Source organism: Rhizobium sp. YAF28 (genome assembly GCF_052113285.1).
Taxonomy (GTDB): Bacteria; Pseudomonadota; Alphaproteobacteria; order Rhizobiales; family Rhizobiaceae; genus Rhizobium.
The window spans coordinates 318,909-336,461 of record NZ_JBFRCX010000005.1 but is presented as its reverse complement, the minus strand read 5'-3'; the positions used below and the strand labels follow the sequence as shown (position 1 = coordinate 336,461).

The 17,553-nt window shown below is 59.6% G+C and carries 16 protein-coding genes and 1 other RNA gene; 9 read left to right on the top strand and 8 right to left on the bottom strand.

The genetic code is table 11. The features are described from left to right. The first annotated feature begins 42 nt into the window (after positions 1-42). Together AB4Z13_RS14015 and metF are read left to right on the top strand one after the other, a co-directional pair. Complete coding sequence (locus AB4Z13_RS14015; RefSeq protein WP_113181102.1) at positions 43-1,068, top strand: metalloregulator ArsR/SmtB family transcription factor; 1,026 nt, start codon at positions 43-45, stop codon at positions 1,066-1,068. Then, positions 1,069-1,971 carry a methylenetetrahydrofolate reductase [NAD(P)H] gene (metF, locus tag AB4Z13_RS14010; protein ID WP_439015948.1) on the top strand — a complete coding sequence of 301 codons (903 nt, stop codon included), beginning with the start codon at positions 1,069-1,071 and terminating at the stop codon, positions 1,969-1,971. A 428-nt stretch (positions 1,972-2,399) separates the two neighbouring features. Here the strand turns inward: metF and AB4Z13_RS14005 are convergent, their stop codons facing one another. The 5 genes from AB4Z13_RS14005 to AB4Z13_RS13985 all read right to left on the bottom strand — a co-directional run bounded on the left by AB4Z13_RS14005 (position 2,400) and on the right by AB4Z13_RS13985 (position 7,541). Next, positions 2,400-3,305, bottom strand: a complete 906-nt coding sequence (locus AB4Z13_RS14005) for a DMT family transporter (RefSeq protein ID WP_439015947.1) — start codon at positions 3,303-3,305, stop codon at positions 2,400-2,402. Positions 3,306-3,400: 95 nt separating this feature from the next. Beyond that, on the bottom strand, positions 3,401-4,627 hold the full coding sequence (locus AB4Z13_RS14000) for a lytic murein transglycosylase (RefSeq protein WP_113322248.1): 1,227 nt from the start codon (positions 4,625-4,627) through the stop codon (positions 3,401-3,403). 83 nt (positions 4,628-4,710) lie between these two features. Further along, a complete protein-coding gene (locus AB4Z13_RS13995) occupies positions 4,711-5,508 on the bottom strand; it encodes a glycoside hydrolase family 25 protein (RefSeq protein WP_113322243.1) in 798 nt (265 codons plus the stop codon). Between the two features lie 120 nt (positions 5,509-5,628). Next, the gene (locus AB4Z13_RS13990) at positions 5,629-6,282 is read right to left on the bottom strand and encodes a class I SAM-dependent methyltransferase (RefSeq protein ID WP_439017256.1); all 654 of its coding nucleotides are present in this window, start codon (positions 6,280-6,282) and stop codon (positions 5,629-5,631) included. 14 nt (positions 6,283-6,296) lie between these two features. Further along, positions 6,297-7,541, bottom strand: coding sequence for a DUF3419 family protein (locus AB4Z13_RS13985; RefSeq protein ID WP_439015946.1), 1,245 nt, complete (start codon positions 7,539-7,541; stop codon positions 6,297-6,299). Positions 7,542-7,737: 196 nt separating this feature from the next. Here AB4Z13_RS13985 and AB4Z13_RS13980 point away from each other — a divergent pair, with 196 nt between their 5' ends. Continuing rightward, positions 7,738-9,141, top strand: coding sequence for a serine hydrolase domain-containing protein (locus tag AB4Z13_RS13980; RefSeq protein WP_439015945.1), 1,404 nt, complete (start codon positions 7,738-7,740; stop codon positions 9,139-9,141). 27 nt (positions 9,142-9,168) lie between these two features. Here the strand turns inward: AB4Z13_RS13980 and AB4Z13_RS13975 are convergent, their stop codons facing one another. The 3 genes from AB4Z13_RS13975 to AB4Z13_RS13965 form a co-directional block, all read right to left on the bottom strand. After that, on the bottom strand, positions 9,169-10,137 hold the full coding sequence (locus AB4Z13_RS13975; protein ID WP_439015944.1) for a transglycosylase SLT domain-containing protein: 969 nt from the start codon (positions 10,135-10,137) through the stop codon (positions 9,169-9,171). A gap of 115 nt (positions 10,138-10,252) precedes the next feature. Then, positions 10,253-10,888, bottom strand: a complete 636-nt coding sequence (locus tag AB4Z13_RS13970) for a LysE family translocator (protein WP_439015943.1) — start codon at positions 10,886-10,888, stop codon at positions 10,253-10,255. 57 nt (positions 10,889-10,945) lie between these two features. After that, positions 10,946-12,157 (bottom strand): pyrophosphate--fructose-6-phosphate 1-phosphotransferase, encoded by a 1,212-nt coding sequence (locus tag AB4Z13_RS13965; protein WP_439015942.1) that lies wholly within the window; start codon positions 12,155-12,157, stop codon positions 10,946-10,948. A 468-nt stretch (positions 12,158-12,625) separates the two neighbouring features. On the opposite strand from AB4Z13_RS13965, the gene AB4Z13_RS13960 reads away from it, so the two are divergent. From AB4Z13_RS13960 to mraZ, 6 genes are all read left to right on the top strand, one after another. Further along, positions 12,626-13,333: a J domain-containing protein gene (locus AB4Z13_RS13960; protein ID WP_113322237.1), complete on the top strand. Its 708-nt coding sequence runs from the start codon at positions 12,626-12,628 to the stop codon at positions 13,331-13,333. Next, positions 13,330-14,091 (top strand): N-acetylmuramoyl-L-alanine amidase, encoded by a 762-nt coding sequence (locus tag AB4Z13_RS13955; protein WP_113322236.1) that lies wholly within the window; start codon positions 13,330-13,332, stop codon positions 14,089-14,091. The genes AB4Z13_RS13960 and AB4Z13_RS13955 overlap by 4 nt, the downstream gene beginning before the upstream one ends. A 263-nt stretch (positions 14,092-14,354) precedes the next feature. After that, on the top strand, positions 14,355-14,972 hold the full coding sequence (locus AB4Z13_RS13950; protein WP_439015941.1) for a lytic transglycosylase domain-containing protein: 618 nt from the start codon (positions 14,355-14,357) through the stop codon (positions 14,970-14,972). 81 nt (positions 14,973-15,053) lie between these two features. Beyond that, positions 15,054-16,229 (top strand): NAD(P)/FAD-dependent oxidoreductase, encoded by a 1,176-nt coding sequence (locus AB4Z13_RS13945; protein ID WP_439015940.1) that lies wholly within the window; start codon positions 15,054-15,056, stop codon positions 16,227-16,229. 58 nt (positions 16,230-16,287) lie between these two features. Next, positions 16,288-16,681, top strand: an RNA gene (gene rnpB, locus AB4Z13_RS13940) — RNase P RNA component class A. Positions 16,682-17,111: 430 nt separating this feature from the next. Then, the gene (gene mraZ / locus AB4Z13_RS13935) at positions 17,112-17,549 is read left to right on the top strand and encodes a division/cell wall cluster transcriptional repressor MraZ (RefSeq protein ID WP_439015939.1); all 438 of its coding nucleotides are present in this window, start codon (positions 17,112-17,114) and stop codon (positions 17,547-17,549) included. Positions 17,550-17,553: the final 4 nt, after the last annotated feature.

Below are 17,553 nucleotides of genomic sequence, written 5' to 3'. Positions count from 1 at the left end.
CAAATCACATAAAGATATCTTTATATCTTGATTGGGTAGAATATGAGCGAACCCCTAAGGCTTGGACTGGATGCGCTGGTGGACGTCTTGAAGGCGGCCGGCGAACCGACGCGCCTGCGGCTGCTGGCGCTGCTGGCGGCGGGCGATCTCACCGTGACAGATCTTACGGAAATTCTCGGCCAATCCCAGCCCCGTATCTCCCGGCACCTGAAGCTGCTTGGCGAAGCGGAATTGATAGACCGCTATCAGGAAGGCGCCTGGGCCTATTTCCGGCTGGCGCAGGAGGGCAAGGCCGCTGCCCTGGTACGGGCCTTGCTGAAGCATGTCTCCGAAAACGATCCTGTCGTCCAGCGTGACGGCGAGCGTCTGGCGTCCGTCAAGCGCCAGCGTGCCGAGCGGGCGCAGGCCTATTTCAGCCGCAACGCCGCCGAATGGGACGAGCTTCGCCGTCTGCATGCTGCTGACGAGGAGGTGGATGCGGCCGTCATCAAGCTGCTCGGGGCCAATCCGATCGATTCCCTGCTCGACCTCGGCACCGGCACCGGCCGCATGCTGGAGCTTCTCGCCGGCCGTTATCGCCGGGCGATCGGCGTCGATGCCAGCCGCGACATGCTGAGCGTGGCGCGCGCCAATCTCGACAAGTCCCGCATCACCACGGCTTCGGTGCGCCACGCCGATATCCTGAACCTGCCTTTCGAGGGGCAGGATTTCGATCTGGTGACCATCCATCAGGTGCTGCACTTCTTCGATCAGCCTGACATCGCGATCACGGAAGCCGCGCGCATGCTGCGGCCGGGCGGACGTCTCGTCATTATCGATCTGGCGCCGCACAATCTCGAATATCTTCGCGACGAACATGCCCATGTGCGTCTCGGCTTTTCGCATCAGGCCATGTCGGACTGGGTGCGCAAGGCTGGGCTCGATATAGAGCAGGTCGTCGACCTTCATCCGGGTCAGCAGGGCGAGCAGGGCCTCACGGTCACGGTCTGGCTCGCACGCGACCCGAGGCGCCTGATGGCCTCACTGGAGACGGAAGGCGCCGTACCTACATTTGCCGGGAGAGAATAAATGACCCAGAAAAACGACGCCCGCCGCCGCGATATCAGGATCTCCTTCGAGTTCTTCCCGCCGAAGTCCGAGGAGATGGAGGGCCAGCTCTGGCACACCGTCCGCGACCTGCAGGACTGGAACCCGGAATTCGTCTCGGTGACCTATGGCGCCGGCGGCACCACCAAGGCGCCGACGCTCTCCACGGTCACGCGCTTCCTGACCGATACGCCGCTTGCGACTGCGTCACACCTGACCTGCGTCAGCGCCACGAAGGAAGAGACGCATCAGGTGGTCGACAGCTTCCGCAAGGCAGGCGTCACGCATTTCGTGGCGCTGCGCGGTGATGCGCCTGGCGGCGTCGGTGCGCCCTATCAGCCGCATCCGGGCGGCTATGCCAATGCAGCCGAACTGGTGGCCGGCCTCAAGCAGATCGGCAATTTCGAAATCTCCGTCTCGGCCTATCCGGAAAAGCATCCGGAAAGCCGCGACCAGGCGGCTGACATCGAGATGTTGAAGCGCAAGGCCGACAATGGCGCCGACCGCGCCCTGACACAGTTCTTCTTCGACAATGACAACTTCGAGCGTTACCTCGAAAAGGTGCGTGCAGCCGGCGTCAGGATCCCTGTCGTGCCGGGCATCATGCCGATCCAGAACCTGACGCAGCTGAAGCGCTTTGCCGGCGCCTGCGGCACGGTCATCCCTGATTTCCTCGATCAACGTTTTGCCGGATATGACGACAAGCCGGAGGAGCGCGCCAAGGTTGCCGCCGATGTCGCAGCCGAGCAGATCGAGGATCTCGTCCGTCGCGGCCTCCACGAGTTCCATCTCTATACGATGAACCGTGCGCCGCTGGTTTCTGCCGTTCTCGCCAACCTCGGCCATTCGCGACAGACGGCGAGAAGCGCCGGCGCTGCCGCCTGATCAGACAGATACTGTTATCAGCATATAGGAAAAGCGCATGCCGGGCGGGGCATGCGCTTTTCAATATCTGGGGCTGATTGTTTCAGGAGTTCGGTATTCAGTCTTTACGCTTCGTATCGGCTCAAATGAAGAGCATGGATACGACGAATGCGAACGCTGCACTGACCAACAGGACATTCAAGGATTGCGTAAGTCCCATGTCTGCCTCCTCGCGTTAACCAGCTAATAATATGTCGGAAATGTGTTAGTTGGGAAGCGCTTCTTGTGCTGCACTGCCGAAGAGGGCAGTGGATAAGTCTAGCAACCACCCTGCAAGCTACTGAAATATAATTAGAAAATTAAGCTCTCAAAATTTAACGCTTCGTTACAAACCGATAGCAGCGATTCACGCTTTTGGCGAAAGAATGGCGCACTGCAGCATAATCATTTCAGGTTACCACGCCAGAGCGGTGGTAGATGCGACCATCCAGTATGACAAGTCCCGCGCCGATCAGCGCCATGCCGGCAATCTCGGTCATTTCCAGTCGCTCACCCAGGAACAGGAAGCCGAGCAGGATCGCGCTCGGCGGCACGAGCAGCGTCACCAGAGAGGCGTTGGTCGCGCCTGCAGCGGCCAGAATACGGAAGTAGAGAATATAACCGAAGGCGGTGGATAGCAGGGCGATTGCCAGAATGGCGGCGATGGCGTTGGCCGAAGGGATGGAGAGTGCCCAGGGATGGTCCATAACGAGCGACAGCGGCAGGGCGACCAGCGAGGATGCCGTCATCTGGCCGGCAGCGATGACGGGCGGCGCCACGCCCTTGAAGCGCTTGCTGTAAGTGGCGGCAAAGCCGTAGGAGACCGCTGCGACTACGGGTAGGAGAAGTGCCCAGAGGGGCAGGTCGCTGCCATCAGTGATACTCGGGCCTATGAGGACGACTGTGCCGAGAAGGCCGGTAAGGCAGCCGATGATCTTGGCCGAGGAGAGCTTCTCATCTGATGTCAGGTAATTGGCGATCAGCACCGTCCAGATCGGCGTCGTGGCATTGAGAATGGAGGCAAGGCCGGCGCCGATGCGTGTCTGACCGAAGAAGATCAGCGCGTGGGGCAGTGCGTTGTTGAGGATGCCGAGAATGAGGAATTCGCGCCACCGGCTCTTCAGCAGTGGATAGATGCTGAAGCGCCCGCCGATGTAGATATGCAGCGCGACGGCTGCGATGGAGAGGCGCAGGAAGACGAGGGTGAGTGGCGGCACCTCCACAACAGCGATGCGCGCGAAGAAGAAGGAGCCGCCCCAGATCAGACCGAGCAGGGCAAGAAGCCCCCAGGTCAAAGCACTCATTTTCTGTTCCATGCCGATCCCTCCCATTTGCTGGGAGGTTTAACCGATCGGCGGATAGCCGCCACCCGATTCATGCAGCCGGGTGGCGAAAGAGAAAATGTGAAGTCTCAGAGCGCGTTCAGCAGGGCCGGTGTCGCCCAGCCGTCGGCCGGTATGCCGAGGCGGAGCTGTTCCTTCTGGATCGCCACACGAGTGCCGGAGCCAAGGATGCCGTCGATCTCGCCGACGTCATGGCCAAGCGAATCGAGCTTCGTCTGCAGCTGCTTCATCTGGTCGTTGGAAAGGCCCTGTTCGGGCGTGCCCTTCTGATAGGTCGGGGCGCCGGAGAGGCGGGTCGCGAAATAGGCCGCAGAGGTCGTGTAGATGAACGACTTGTTCCATTCCAGATAGATCTTGAAATTGGGATAGGCGATGAAGGCTGGTCCAAGGCGACCCTGCGGCAGGACGAGATCGCCTTCGAGATTGGCGAAAGCGGTGTTGCCGTCACGCGGCTTGACGCCGAGGTTGAACCATTCGCCAGCCGTCATCGTGCCGCCGAGGCCCGACTTTTCCCAGGGAAGGTTATCTGGCACGGTGACTTCCTGCAGCCAGGGCTGGCCGCGCTCGAAGCCGAGATGCTGGATAAACTTGGCGGCCGTCAGGATCGCGTCCGGGCCGCTCTGCTTGAGGCGAACATGGCCGTCGCCGTCGCCATCCATGCCATAGGCGATGATATCGCGCGGCAGCATCTGAACCTGGCCGATTTCACCGGCCCAGGCGCCGGTGTTGGTCTGCGGGTCGAGGTCGCCATGCTGCACCATTTCGATGAGGGCGATCAACTGCGGGCGGAAGAGTTCCGGGCGCCGGCAGTCATGGGAAAGCGTCACCAGCGCGTTACGCGTGTTGAAATCGCCCTGTACGGCGCCGAAATCCGTTTCCATTGCCCAGAAGGCGGTGATGATCCCGGCGGGAACGCCGAATTCCTGCTCGGCGCGGGCAAAAACATCGGCATATTGCTTCATCTTCTGGCGGCCGATATCGAGGCGAGCCTGGCTGACGGTGCGCTGCGAGAATTCCAGAAAGGTCTGGCGGAAGACGCCCTGGGCCCGGTCGCGGCTCAGGACTTTGGGATCGATCTCAGCGCCGGCCAACGCCTGGTCTGCTGCTTCGGCGCTCGCACCCGCTGCAATCGCCTCTTTCTTGACGCCCTGGAGGAAGGTGGAGAGATCGCCACCGCAGGGTGCTGCCGGGGCCGAAGCTGCCGCATCCGGAGCCTGCTGGGCGGCAGCGCCTGTTGCTAGGACGCAGGCAAACAGAAGGGCAAGTGCAGAGCAGCTTTTGAGCGAGCGGTGCATGAAACGATCCTCGTAAAATGACATAGAATGCCGCCGATTTCACAGATGAATGTGACGGAAGCAAGAAAGATTAGGGCACGTTACTAAGAATTTCTATCCTTGGAAACGTCAGCCACCCAGTTGTTCCAGTTTTTCGCGGAGCCGGCGAAGACATTGATATCCGTTGGCCCCTGAATGCCGGGAATGACGCCTGTCGACGTATACTGCCAGAAGGCCCAGCGTCGGTCGGCATAGGTCACGTCAGGATGTTTGGCGGTCGAGCGGACCCAGAAATGATAGTCCTGGAAATAGCCGGCTAGATTCTCGCGGTGGAAATCGACAGAGGTGTAGATGATCGGCCGCTTGCCGTAATAGGCTTCCAGGCGATCCATGAAGCGCTGCATTTCAGAACGTACGGTGGCCGGGTCGGGGCGGAAGCGACAGGTCTTCGATTCTGCATTCCACTCGACATCCAGCACCGGCGGCAGACGCATGGATTCCCTGGGAACGTTGCGGATGAACCAGTCGGCCTGGTCGTCGGCGGAGGAGCAGAAATAATAGAAGTGATAGGGCGCATGCGGAATGCCTGACGCAGCTGCCTCGCGCCAGTATTCGTCAAAGCGCGGATCGATCCTGTCCTTGCCTTCGGTCGCCTTGATGAAGGCGAAGGCGACGCCGGATTTGCGCACCGTCTGCCAGTCGATATCACCCTGCCATTTGGAAATGTCGATGCCGTGGACAGCGTTTTGCTGCGGGCGCTTGGGCCCGAAATCCTGGGGATCGGTATCCTTGAAGCGGGCCTTCGGCTTTATAGAAGCGGTTTCGAGATAATCGTAACCCGTGGAGCTGCAACCGGCGAGCAGCAGGGCAAGCGGCAGGACGCAAAACAGAAGCCGACGCATAAATGTTCCGTCGTGATGATGGATCTGCCCCACAGCCTGACCTTCGAAAAGACGCGCCCTGCAGAGGGTATAACCCTCTTTTCTAATATCAACGTAAAAAAATGGTTATTTACAAGCGAATTATGAGCGCCTGCTGATAATCGCCGCCCGCCAGGCGTAACCGCCGCCGATCGTCTCGAACGACAGCCGCGCGTTGTTTTCAGCGGATTGCGCTTCCAGAACCTCGCGCAGATTGGCACGCGGCGTGACATGGAATTTGGCGAGCCAGGCCTGCAGCAGGCTGCGGAACCAGCCGGGCAGGCCCTCCTGCTGGCCGAAATCGACGATGTGGAGCTGGCCGCCGGGATTGAGCGCGGCAATCGACGCATCCACCGCGCGTTCCCAATCCGGGATCATCGACAGTGCATAGGAAATCAGAATGCGGTCGAAACCGGTGGTGCCGAATTCGCGCGGCGTATAGGCCGTGGCATCCGCCACCCGGAAATCCGGGACCGTCGCCTTGGTGGCGAAAGTCTTGCGGGCGGAAATCAGCATTTCCTGGGAAATGTCGAGACCGTAGAGCTTGGCCGTCGGGAAATGCTTGTGGGCAAGCGCCATGTTGCGGCCGGTGCCGCAGCCGACTTCTAGGAGCGTGCCGCCCTCGGGAACGTCGAGATTGCGGATCGTGCTGTCACGGCCGAGAAGATAATATTTGCGGGTGAGATCATAGAAATGGCGCTGGTAGCGGTACATGCCGTCCATCAGGTCGGCATGTTCCTCGCTCTTGACGGTCATCTCGTCGACTTTGCTCACGCCTTCTTCCCGTAGATGTGGAAGCCGCCGTAGATTGCCGAGCGGTCCTGGGTGGTCATCTCACGCGACTGCTCTTCGAAATAATGCCACTGGTCGCGGATTTCAGGGGCAAGGCGGCCTTCGATGATGCTCTTTTCGGCGGCCGTGCGGAAGATCACGCGGGCTCCATCGCGGGCGGTGCGGGTGATTTCGCGCCAGACATCATTGAGCTGCTGGTCCGTCATCCAGTCCTGCGCGTCGAGCAGGATGTAGCGGTCGCGCGATGCGGCGGGCTCGCCGGCCAGAAGCTCGGTGAAGCTTGCGTGGTGTACGTTAACGCGGTCGACATTGGCGCGGATCACCTCATAGTGCTCCGGCTTCAGATAGGTCGGCAGCGGGCCTTCCTCGCCATCGGCGTAGCGGCGCGCAAAGGCCTGCCAGGCGAAATAGTTGTCGCGCATCGGGAAATGGCAGGCGAGCTTTTCCAGACGGTGTTTCAGAACCGGTGCGATGGAATTGTCGGCGGCAAGGCTTGCCAGCTCGTCATATTGCTGCGGCGGAATGCCAAGACCGAAAAGCGAGCTCTTGCGGTTGGTGATCCAGCGAACGACGGGCTTTTCAAAGAGAGGAGCGATCTGATCGTCGAAGAACTGGCGCTGCTCGCGAATCGTGCGGGCCTTGGTCATTTCCTGCAGTTTCACGCCATGCAGGCGGGCGAGAAGATGAGCGGCACCGATGAAGCGGCCGAGCAGGCCGGTTTCATAAATGTTGCGGTCAAAAACCGTGACGCGCCGGCGGCCGAACTTGCGGGTGTTCCAGTAGGCGCGGGTCGTATCATCGAGATTGGACGACAGATAGCGGTCGAAAACCCGGCTGTTCGACTTCTCGTTCGGCATCGCCAGGAAGCGCACGAGATCGGAATGGCCCGGCAGGTTCTTGAAGGCGGCAAGCTTCAGCCTGTTCAGCGCAATGTGGTGCGGATTGAGGTCGACCACGTCGATCGAAGCCGGCGCCTTGGAAAGGTAGGCCAGCATGTTGCAGCCGCCCGAGCCGATCGTGACGATACGGTGATTGGGCTTCAGCTCCATCGCCTGCATATCGAGATCCGGGTCTTCCCAGATCTGTGGGTATACGAGGCCGGAGAAGAGAAGGCCGAAGAGACGCTCGGAGAAGCCGTCCTTGGAAAAAGCCTTGTGGCGGAGAAGCGCTGCCTTGAGTTTCCGGTTCTTGCGGAAGCCGGTATCCGGTGCAAATTCCGACATGAGTCTGTCACCTTTTTAGCGTTCAGGGCGTGTAACGCGCCTCTGCTACAGTTTGATGACGAGCCCTGTGGGCCAAGGCTTCGAGGAGACCCGGCCAAGACTTCCGCGAAATTTGAAGTCGATTAAAACACTTCTTTTCGCTTCTCTCTTTCCGTGAGCCAAGTTTCCTGCTTCTCTCCGTTCCGTGGAGGATTGCATGCGAGTTGTTCCGCGTATCTTCAAGGGCTTGACCCTGCTCGTCATTCTCGTTGCCATAGGCGCAGTCGCGTGGCTCTCCATAAGCCCGCCGGAGCTCCTGAAGGTGGGCAATGGCTACGCAGCCAAGATCGTCTGCTCCAATGTCTTTATTGCCGGTCGTGATCCCGACGCCGTTCTTTACGACGATGTCCAAGCGCCTGGAAACCCGCTGCTCAGGCTGATGCGCGTCGAGATCGATCGTGACAGCGGGCGGGTGACTTCGCGTTTCATGGGCCTGTTTGCGCCGAGCTACGCGCTTTATCGCGGTGCTCTGGGCTGCACGAGCGTGCCTGATGGCGATTTCGATGCCGCCGCCAGGGCCGCACCGCTGGTGCCGGCGCCTCAGGTGGGTGAAAATGACGCGGTCTGGCCGGACGGCGACGGCGTTGATCCTGCGACCGGCAATGCCAAAGTCGCGGCCCTTCTCGCCGACGCCAAGCTTGCTGGGCCTGCCATGCGGGCGATGGTCGTCGTGCAGGATGGTCGCATCATTGCCGAAAGCTACGGGCCGGGCTTCAACGCCGATACGCCGCTGGTCGGCTGGTCGATGACGAAGACCGTCAATGCGGCGCTGATCGGCAGGCTGATGCTGTCGGGCAAGATCTCCTTCGATGACACGCATCTCCTGCCGCAATGGGCGAATGATCCGCGCGGCGACATCAAGCTCTCCGACTTGCTCGGCATGGAAAGCGGGCTCGCTTTCAACGAGGATTATGGCGCAGTTGCCGATGTGACGCGCATGCTCTACCTCGACCCCGATATGGTTTCCCTGCCGGCCGGTGCGCCTCTGGTGGCTGCTCCGGGCTCAGTTTTCCGGTATTCCAGCGGTACGGCCGTGCTTCTGTCACGTATCTGGATGAACAAGGTCGGCGATCCGCGGGCGGCGTTCGATTATCCCCGCGATGCGCTGTTTTCTCCACTCGGGATGACGAGCGCTGTCTTCGAGGCCGATGAGCGCGGTACGTTTACCGGCAGTTCCTATCTCTATGCCACGGGGCATGACTGGGCGCGTTTCGGCCAGTTCCTGCTTCAGGATGGCGTGTGGAACGGCCAGAGGCTTTTGCCGGAAGGGTTTGTTGCGATGATCCGCACGCCGACGGCAAGTTCGGGCGGCAAATATACGCAAGGCCAGGCCTGGCTTGCGGGGCCGGGGGGCGGCACGAGCGCGGAATTCGGCCTGCCGCAGGATACGTTCTGGATGCAGGGCCATGACGGCCAGACGGTGGCAATCATTCCTTCGGCCAATCTCGTTTTCGTCCGCATGGGGTTGACGCCGAGCTGGCTGGGCTACAGGCCGCAGATCGTGCTGAAGGAAATTCTCAATACGCTTCAGTCGGCGAAGCCGGCTGAGGCCCGTCACTGATGGTGTTTTGTATCAGTAATTGGACTATCAGTAATTGCCTTGGGCAATGTCGGTCATGCCCTTGCGCTTGGCGTCATAATAGTAACCGCGGGCATAGAGACGAACGGCGTCGTCTTCCTTCTTGTCGGCTACCTGCCAGGCGCCCTGCAGGTACTTGCCTGCATATTTGATATTGGTTTCGGCGTCGAAGAGGCCGGCGGGATTGCCGCCGTAACCCATCGACTTTGCGGTGTTGTACTTGATCTGCATGAGACCGAAGTAGCCGCGCTTGTTGTAGGCCTTGGAATTGTAGCGGCTCTCGCGATGAACGACGCGGTGGAGCAGCGATTCCGGAATTTCGTAAAGCTTCGAATATTTGCTGATGAGCTTGCTGACGAAGCTCTTTTCGACGGTCGGCGCATCGTCGCGGTCGTCATCGCTGAACATCGGCGGGGCGGCCGGCGGATCGATCGGACCGGACTCGTCGAAGCCGTAGTCCATGGTGAAGCGCGGTGTGGTGTCGACGGCGGCAAGCGCTGCGAGCGCGCCGTTCTGCGGTGTGGTGGCGGCGAAGGCAAGCTGCGTGGAGGGGCTTGCCGGCGAGCCCGGACGCGGCGTCGGAACGACGGACTGGATCGCCGTCATTTCGGGCGTGAGCGGAATGGGAGCATAGCCGTTGACGGCAACCTGCTGGACACCGCCCTGCATGGCAAAATCGCCAGCCTGCTGCTGCACGGGGGAGACGACATTCGGCATTGCGGCTGCAGTGAGAACAGGTGCGGCAGTTGCTGCCTGGGGATTGAGAGTGGCGACGGCCGGGCCGTTTGCGCCTTCAGCAGTCGGGATAGCAGCCAGCGTTGCATCTTCACCCGGCTTCGGCATGGGAATCACGGTCTGTGCGGCGGTCAGTTCCGCCTGAGAGGTATATTCGACGCTCGCGCATCCGGAAATGACACCGCAGAGCATGGTAGAGACCACAAGACTGCGTTTCAGGCCGGAAAATCCGATCGCTACCATTCTCTCACTTTCGTGAATCCCGCCGCCCCGGCAGCGTCTTAAAAGTTACTAAATACCTTAAGCCCGGGGATAGCCATTAACCTATTCGTGGCTTTCCAGCAACCACGGAATATTACTAGGCTGCAATACGACGATACCCGGCGGTTACGGCGCCGGCAGCGATGAGGAGAGTGCCACCGGTGCGGTTGACCGCGCGCTGCACGCTGGCCTTACGAATCAGGCCTCGGGCGGCATGCGCGGCCATGGCGTAGCAGGACGCATTAATGGTGGCGAGAACGAGGAATGTCGCTTCCATGATCAGCATCTGATCGAAGAAGGGAAGGGCGGGGTTGAGGAACTGCGGAACGAAGGCGACGAAGAAGACAATGCTCTTCGGGTTCAACGCCGTCACCATATAGGCGTGCAGGAAGATCCGCAGCGACTTTTCTTCCGGCAGGTTATCGTTGTCCGCGATGTGTTCGCCGACGATCGGAGCCCGCCAGAGCTTGATTCCGAGCCAAATCAGGTAAGCGCCGCCGATCCACTTCAGCACGGTGAACAGTGTCGCGGATGCGGCGAGCAGTGCGCCCAGTCCAAAAAGCGACGCCGTCATGGCCGTGAAATCGCCGAGCGCCACGCCCGAAACGGTCGCCAGCGCCGTTTTCCGGCCATGACCCAGCGCATAGGAAACGACCAGAAGAATGGTCGGTCCCGGTATGGCGAGCATGATGGCGGATGCGGCTGCAAAAGCGAGCCAAGCTTCAAGCGACATGGAATCTCCTCCTATTCCTAGAGAACAAGCAAAGACACCATATTAGCCATCCGTCAATCATGCCGCCCTGTATTTTTGCCCGATCTGGCTCATTACTTCACCAAACCATGCGGTTGCAAGATCAAATGGCTTGCCACCCTTGATGCGCGGAAATTCTATTGTGCGCAACTTGCCGTTCTGCGCTTCATCATGGCCGGTTACACCCGAGATCTTGTTGAGAGCGCTTTCGACTGCGAGGTCTACCATGCTCTGGATCAGGCGCAGATCGTCGCCGTTTGCCGGTGCTGAACGGGCGAAATAACCGGATTTCTGGACGAGCGAGCGCTCGGCATCGAGCAGGCTTGCGAACTGCTTCTGGAACCAGGCGCCGACATTGATCGTGTCGATCTTCACATGTCCGAAGGCATCGCGCTTGACCGTCTCGCCGGCGGCCTCGCGTTCGGCAACGATGGCATCGAGGCAGGCGCCTTCCGATACGAAGACCGTGGCATGGCCGGTGCGGTCCATGATCTCCTTCAGGCGCGCGGCCTCGGCATCGAGATCGAAGGCCATTTCCGGCAGGTAGACGGCGTCGATGCTCTTCATATGCGCGTTCATCATCAGGCCATCGACATATTCATTGCCTTTGGTGCGCTGGAGATAGGCGCGGGCGGTAGCGGCCGTCAGCCAGCCGCAGTGGCGGCCCATGACCTCGTGAATGACGAGCGTGCGCGGGGCGGCGGTCTGTTCGTTGCTGACATTGTCGAAGAAGTGGGCGCCGACTTCGGCGGCCGTCCAGGCGCCGAGCGACTGGCGGATCGGCACGACGTCGTTGTCGACGGTTTTCGGCAGGCCGACGACCGTGAGATCATAACCGTTTGCCGCAAGATAGGCGGCCAGATCCGCGGCTGTCGTATTCGTGTCGTCGCCGCCGATCGTATGCAAGATGGTGACGCCGTCATTGGCAAGGCGCTCCGCGGCGACCCGCAACGGATTTTCGCCTTCCTTGACGAGACCGCGCTTCACGCAGTCGGCGGCATTGGTGAGCTTCACGCGGCTGTTGCCGATCGGCGAGCCGCCATAACGGTGCAGGCGCGGCGCCTTCTCGCGCATTTCCTTGTTGATCGCGACGCTGTCGCCGAGCAGCACGCCCTGATAACCGGACTTGTAGGCGATGAGCTCGATATCGGGTGCAACGTCGCTATATCGTTCGATGAGGCCGCCGACGGCGGATGAGAGGCAGGGCGCGAGGCCTCCGGCGGTCAGCATTGCGACTTTCTGTTTGGCCATAATCCCTCCTTTGGCGCCCGATGCGCGACTACGTGCAGCCTAAAGCGTGTCACGATTTTTCAGATCCGTCTGCCACGCGTTAAGTCTTTGTTTTCCGCATGTCGTGACCGCAAAACCGCTGTACAGTTTTGCGCGACATGCTTCAGGTAACGCATGGATGCGGCAGGGAAAGTGGCCTGTAAAGTAAAGAATTTACGAAAAACGCGCCTTTCTGCGGAGCGGGTGCCGGAAGCGGCGATATAATCGGTTCAATGCCAGTCCACCTATCCATAAGTGTTGTGGAAATCGCCGGCCGCTGTGTGGATAATACAGGAAATGGCGGACACAGCGGATGGTCGCGGCATCAGCGACCATTACCGAATTGTGAAAACTGTTTTCAAACCTACGACCAATAGCCGCCTTGCAATGGCAACGATTATTTGGTCAAGGTGTTTCTTCTAGAACTTGCTGCATTGCGAGAAGATGACGATGTCTTTCTGGGAAAAACTGGTGAATGCCATTGGCAATGCGGCGGGCAATGCGCTCTCCGCGGTGGTCGAGGCTATTCGCACGGTTTTCGAAGGTGATCCGGAGACGCGCCGCAAGGTTGCTTTCTCCGTAGCTGTCATTGCGCTTTCGGCCAAGATGGCAAAGGCTGACGGTATCGTCAGCGAAAAGGAAGTGCAGGCTTTCCGCGATATCTTCGAGTTTCCTCCGAGCGAGGCGAAGAATGTCGCGCGCCTCTATAATCTCGCCCGCCAGGACGTTGCCGGTTACGAGGCCTATGCAGCGAAGCTGTCTACGCTCTGCTCGACCTGCGCCGCCAATTGCCCGGTTCTGGAAGACGTTCTTGATGGTCTGTTCCATATTGCCAAGGCGGATGGGCTGATCCACGAGAATGAAATGAATTTCCTGCGCCATATCGCCGAGATCTTCCAGATGAGCGAGGCCCGTTTCGATCAGATCGCTGCGCGTCACGTTTCCGATGGACGCGACCCCTACAAGGTTCTCGGAGTTTCGCCGGCAGATGATTTCCCGACGATCCGCCGCCACTACCATGTGCTCGTCAGCGAGCATCATCCGGACCGGCTGATCTCGCGCGGCGTGCCGGAAGAGTTTCATGCGATTGCCAATGAACGTATGGCAGCGCTGAACGACGCCTATGCGGCGATCGAAAAGGAACGCCGCGCCGCATGACCTCATTCGAGGCCGATTACAAGCAGGCGTGCGTCCAGCCTTCGCCGAACCATGGCGAGCGCGCTGACGGACGCAAGCCTGATATGATCCTGCTGCACTATACCGGCATGCCGAGCCCGGAAGGAGCACTCGAGTGGCTCTGTCGGGACGAAAGCCAGGTCTCAAGCCATTATTTCGTGCACCCGGACGGCGAGATCGTGCAACTCGTGCCTGAGAATCGGCGCGCATGGCATGCGGGCAAGAGTTTCTGGCACGGCGAGACGGATATCAACTCACTGTCAATCGGCATCGAGATCGCCAATGCCGGCCATCCGGGCGGGCTTCCGGATTATCCGAAAAAGCAGATTGCGGCGGTGATCGAATTATGTCGCGATTGCGGCGATCGCTGGTCAATCGCGCCTGAAAGGGTGCTCGGCCACTCCGACGTCGCCCCTGTGCGCAAGGTCGATCCGGGCGAAAAATTCCCCTGGCGCGAGCTGTATCGGGCCGGCATCGGCCATTGGGTGGAACCGGCCGCTATTACCGGCGGGCGCTTCTTCCAGCGCGGTGATCGCGGGCAGCCGATCGAGGCACTGCAGTCCATGCTGTCGCTCTATGGTTACGGCACTGAGATCACAGGCGAATTCAGCGATAAGACGGCCGGGGACGTGGAAGCCTTCCAGCGGCATTTCCGCCCCGAACGGGTAGACGGGATCGCCGATTTCTCGACGATCGATACGCTGCATCGCCTGCTTTCGGCGCTGCCGCGGTATTCCTGACCTTTCATAGTTTCTGACATTACCGATTTTCCATGTTCAGACGCGAAATTCGGACTGCCACATCATTTCCCTATTATCTCCTCATTGCGATGGTCTAAGAGCTTCCGCTAAGCGGCGCCGATGGTTGTTCCCAAGTTAAATCGAAGGCGTCATGTGAAACGATAAGAATTGCTGCGAAACCTGATCAGTTCTTGGTCAGGTATTCTCCATGCTGGCGAGGCGCGCAGCCCGGCAATTCTTTGGGTCGGAGTGATCAAGACTACATGAGAAAATTGATTGTTGTTGCTGCAGCATGCGTTGGCATGGTGCTGGCGGGAAATAGCTTTGCCTTTGCGAATGACTGGGGCGTACGAGCCGATGCGCCCGTGAAGAAAGTGGAGCGTCCGCAGAAGACAGCGGAGCGCGTGCATAAGAAAGAACGCCCGCAGAGAACGGCGCAGCGTGTACAGAAGAAAACAGAGCGTCCGCTGAAGACGGTCGAGCGCCAGAGTGGCTATCCCGTCGCCGATGTTTCCGGCAATTCCTATTCCGCATTGATCAGCAAATATGCCAATCAATATGATGTGCCGGTGGCTCTTGCGACTGCTGTCATCCGTGTTGAAAGCAATTTCAATCCGATGGCGCGCGGCAGCCACGGCGAAATCGGCCTGATGCAGATCAAGCCGGCGACGGCCCGCATGATGGGCTATTCCGGCGGTGCCAAGGGTCTGTTCGATCCGGAAACCAACATCAAATACGGCATGAAGTACCTGGCGGCCGCCCACGATCTCGGTGGCGGGCAGACCTGCAATACCATCCTCAAGTACAATGCCGGTCACGGCGCGACGCGCATGAACCCGGTCTCCAAGTCCTATTGCGGCAAGGTTCTTGCGATGCTCTGAAACGGAAACGCTTGTCTCTGACAGGGGCCGGATGATTCAGAACGATTGCCATGTTATCGCTAGCCTTTAGCGAGGTGAGATATGGCAGTCGATTTTAAATTCATCGTCATCGGCCGCGGCATGATGGGTGCCGCGGCCGCAAAATATCTGGCGCGCCAGACGGACGGCGTTGCCGTCATCGGCCCGGACGAGCCTGAAGACCGCAAGGCGCACGACGGCGTCTTCGCCAGCCATTATGATGAAGGACGCATCACCCGCACCATCGATCCGGATCGCGACTGGGCCCTGCTCGCCAATCGCTCCATCGCCCGCTATGGCGAGATCGCCAAAGAAAGCGGCATCGATTTCTATACGGAGGCAGGCTGTGTCGCCGTGGCGCCTTCCGAAAGCGATTATCTCAACGATACAAGGCGGGCAGCGATCTCGCTCGGTGTGGAGACCGCCTCCCTCGATGAGGTTGGCCTGAAGAGACAGTTTCCCTATTTCGCCTTTCCCTCCGGCAGTACCGGCATTTTCGAAGCGAAGGGAGCGGGGCATATCAGCCCGCGCAAGCTTGTAAGGGCGCAGTCGCTGCTTGCCGAGAAGGCAGGTGCGGCGGTGATCCGTGATCATGTCATCTCGATCCGGGAGGAGGGCGGTGCGGCTGTCGTCACAATGGCGGGCGGCGAGGTCTATCGCGCCGAGAAAGTGCTGCTTGCGGCCGGCGGTTTTTCCATTTCGCAGAATCTCTTGCCGCAATCCGTTGATATGACGGTTTACGGGCGCACCGTGACACTTTTCGAAGTGGCGGAAGAGGATGCGCATCGCTTTGCCGGCATGCCGTCGCTGATCCTCGATGCACCCGGCATCGACATCTACCTGCTGCCGCCGATCCGCTATCCCGACGGCAGGCTTTATCTGAAGATCGGCGGTGATCCGGACAATCTGGTGCTGAACAATGATAAAGACATGCGTGCCTGGTTCCGCACCGACGGGCGCGAGGTTGCGCGCGAACACTTCGAGGGCATCGTTGCACGCATCGTGCCGGAACTCGAGGCACGGTCCATTTCGAGTGCATCCTGCGTGGTCTCCTATACCAAGAGCCGCTATCCGATGATTGGCTATACCGCTTCGCCGCATATTGCCGTTCTGACCGGCTGCTCGGGAACGTCTGCCAAGAGCTCCGACGAGATCGGCAGGCTGGGGGCTGAACTGCTTCTGGCAGGCAGAATCAAGGATCAGGGCTACGCCACGGATTTCACACCTTATTTCCGTTAAGCCTACCACCCCATATTTCGTTGGCATTTGCGGGCTTCCTCGTTTAAGGGAGCCCCTGCCAGTTGGCCGGGCAGCCGCGCTTTACCAATGCCGAAAGGCGGTAGGGTGAGGAAAGTCCGGGCTCCACGGAAACACGGTGCCGGATAACGTCCGGCGAGGGCGACCTCAGGGAAAGTGCCACAGAAAGCAAACCGCCTGTCTTGACAGGTAAGGGTGAAAGGGTGGGGTAAGAGCCCACCGCATCTCCGGCAACGGATATGGCACGGTAAACCCCACCGGGAGCAAAACCGAATAGGGATGACGCGGTTGGCGAAAGCCTTCCGGCCTGTTTCTGGGTCAGTCATCCGGGTGGGTTGCGTGAGGCAGCGTGCAAGCGCTGTCCCAGATGAATGGCTGCCACGTTCCGGTTCGCCGGAGCCATACAGAACCCGGCTTACAGGCCAACTGGCGATTACCTTTTCCGGCGTCCGCTTTGCCGCAAAATCCAATATCCTTCCTATCAAGCCATTGAAATGTCTGAAATGGAGGCGAGGTCTCACGGATCTTGCTTGGCCGGATCTCCCGTTCGCTCAGTGTGCTTCGGGTGGCGTTTGAGAATCGCTTTCCTAACCCTTTGTTAAACTTAACAGCTTATAAATGTTTGATACTGCGCCCGCCTCAAAATGGGCTCATCCCATTGACGCCCATATGGTCCCATGCTATCCCAAATGCGCACTGCATCAGGGCAATCATCTGCCCATCAATCGCAAAGCAAAGGCGCCTTCCGGATCGGAAGCGTCGGGAGGGCCTTGGTTCTTTCGGCTTGCGAAGCTGTGCCTGACTTTGAGGGTTTCGGGCGGCCAATGGCATTCCGGGCTCTTTCGGAAACGGATGTTTCGTGTCATGAGCCGCTTCCTTTCGAATGCGACCAACAGGATCGATACCAAGGGCCGGGTTTCCGTGCCGGCGGCGTTTCGTTCCGTGCTGGCGCAGCGCAACGTTCAGGAGCTTTATTGCTTTCAGGACTTTGTGTTTCCGGCGATCAGCGTCGGCGGTTTGGATCTTCTGGAAAGGTTCGAGCGGCAGATTGCGGCGGAGGATCCGTTTTCGCCGGATGCAAACGAGATGTCGCTTCTCATTCATGGGGGCGGGGTCTTCATGAAGCTCGACGCCGAGGGGCGGTTGATGGTCACGGATTTCATTCGCGGCTTCACCGGTATTTCGGACGAGGTGACCTTCGTGGGTCGGGCGGATCACTTTCAGCTCTGGCAGCCGCAAGCATTCGCGGCCGCACAGGCGCAGGCACGAGGGGAGCGCAAGCTGGCGGGCAAGCGTTCCTGAACGA

What these genes read in the sequence shown, in the direction of transcription:
- AB4Z13_RS14015 (WP_113181102.1), top strand. Translation starts at nt 43, where the DNA reads ATGAGCGAACCCCTAAGGCTTGGACTGGATGCGCTGGTGGACGTCTTG.
- metF (WP_439015948.1), top strand. Translation starts at nt 1,069, where the DNA reads ATGACCCAGAAAAACGACGCCCGCCGCCGCGATATCAGGATCTCCTTC.
- AB4Z13_RS14005 (WP_439015947.1), bottom strand. Translation starts at nt 3,305, where the DNA reads ATGGAACAGAAAATGAGTGCTTTGACCTGGGGGCTTCTTGCCCTGCTC.
- AB4Z13_RS14000 (WP_113322248.1), bottom strand. Translation starts at nt 4,627, where the DNA reads ATGCACCGCTCGCTCAAAAGCTGCTCTGCACTTGCCCTTCTGTTTGCC.
- AB4Z13_RS13995 (WP_113322243.1), bottom strand. Translation starts at nt 5,508, where the DNA reads ATGCGTCGGCTTCTGTTTTGCGTCCTGCCGCTTGCCCTGCTGCTCGCC.
- AB4Z13_RS13990 (WP_439017256.1), bottom strand. Translation starts at nt 6,282, where the DNA reads ATGACCGTCAAGAGCGAGGAACATGCCGACCTGATGGACGGCATGTAC.
- AB4Z13_RS13985 (WP_439015946.1), bottom strand. Translation starts at nt 7,541, where the DNA reads ATGTCGGAATTTGCACCGGATACCGGCTTCCGCAAGAACCGGAAACTC.
- AB4Z13_RS13980 (WP_439015945.1), top strand. Translation starts at nt 7,738, where the DNA reads ATGCGAGTTGTTCCGCGTATCTTCAAGGGCTTGACCCTGCTCGTCATT.
- AB4Z13_RS13975 (WP_439015944.1), bottom strand. Translation starts at nt 10,137, where the DNA reads ATGGTAGCGATCGGATTTTCCGGCCTGAAACGCAGTCTTGTGGTCTCT.
- AB4Z13_RS13970 (WP_439015943.1), bottom strand. Translation starts at nt 10,888, where the DNA reads ATGTCGCTTGAAGCTTGGCTCGCTTTTGCAGCCGCATCCGCCATCATG.
- AB4Z13_RS13965 (WP_439015942.1), bottom strand. Translation starts at nt 12,157, where the DNA reads ATGGCCAAACAGAAAGTCGCAATGCTGACCGCCGGAGGCCTCGCGCCC.
- AB4Z13_RS13960 (WP_113322237.1), top strand. Translation starts at nt 12,626, where the DNA reads ATGTCTTTCTGGGAAAAACTGGTGAATGCCATTGGCAATGCGGCGGGC.
- AB4Z13_RS13955 (WP_113322236.1), top strand. Translation starts at nt 13,330, where the DNA reads ATGACCTCATTCGAGGCCGATTACAAGCAGGCGTGCGTCCAGCCTTCG.
- AB4Z13_RS13950 (WP_439015941.1), top strand. Translation starts at nt 14,355, where the DNA reads ATGAGAAAATTGATTGTTGTTGCTGCAGCATGCGTTGGCATGGTGCTG.
- AB4Z13_RS13945 (WP_439015940.1), top strand. Translation starts at nt 15,054, where the DNA reads ATGGCAGTCGATTTTAAATTCATCGTCATCGGCCGCGGCATGATGGGT.
- mraZ (WP_439015939.1), top strand. Translation starts at nt 17,112, where the DNA reads ATGAGCCGCTTCCTTTCGAATGCGACCAACAGGATCGATACCAAGGGC.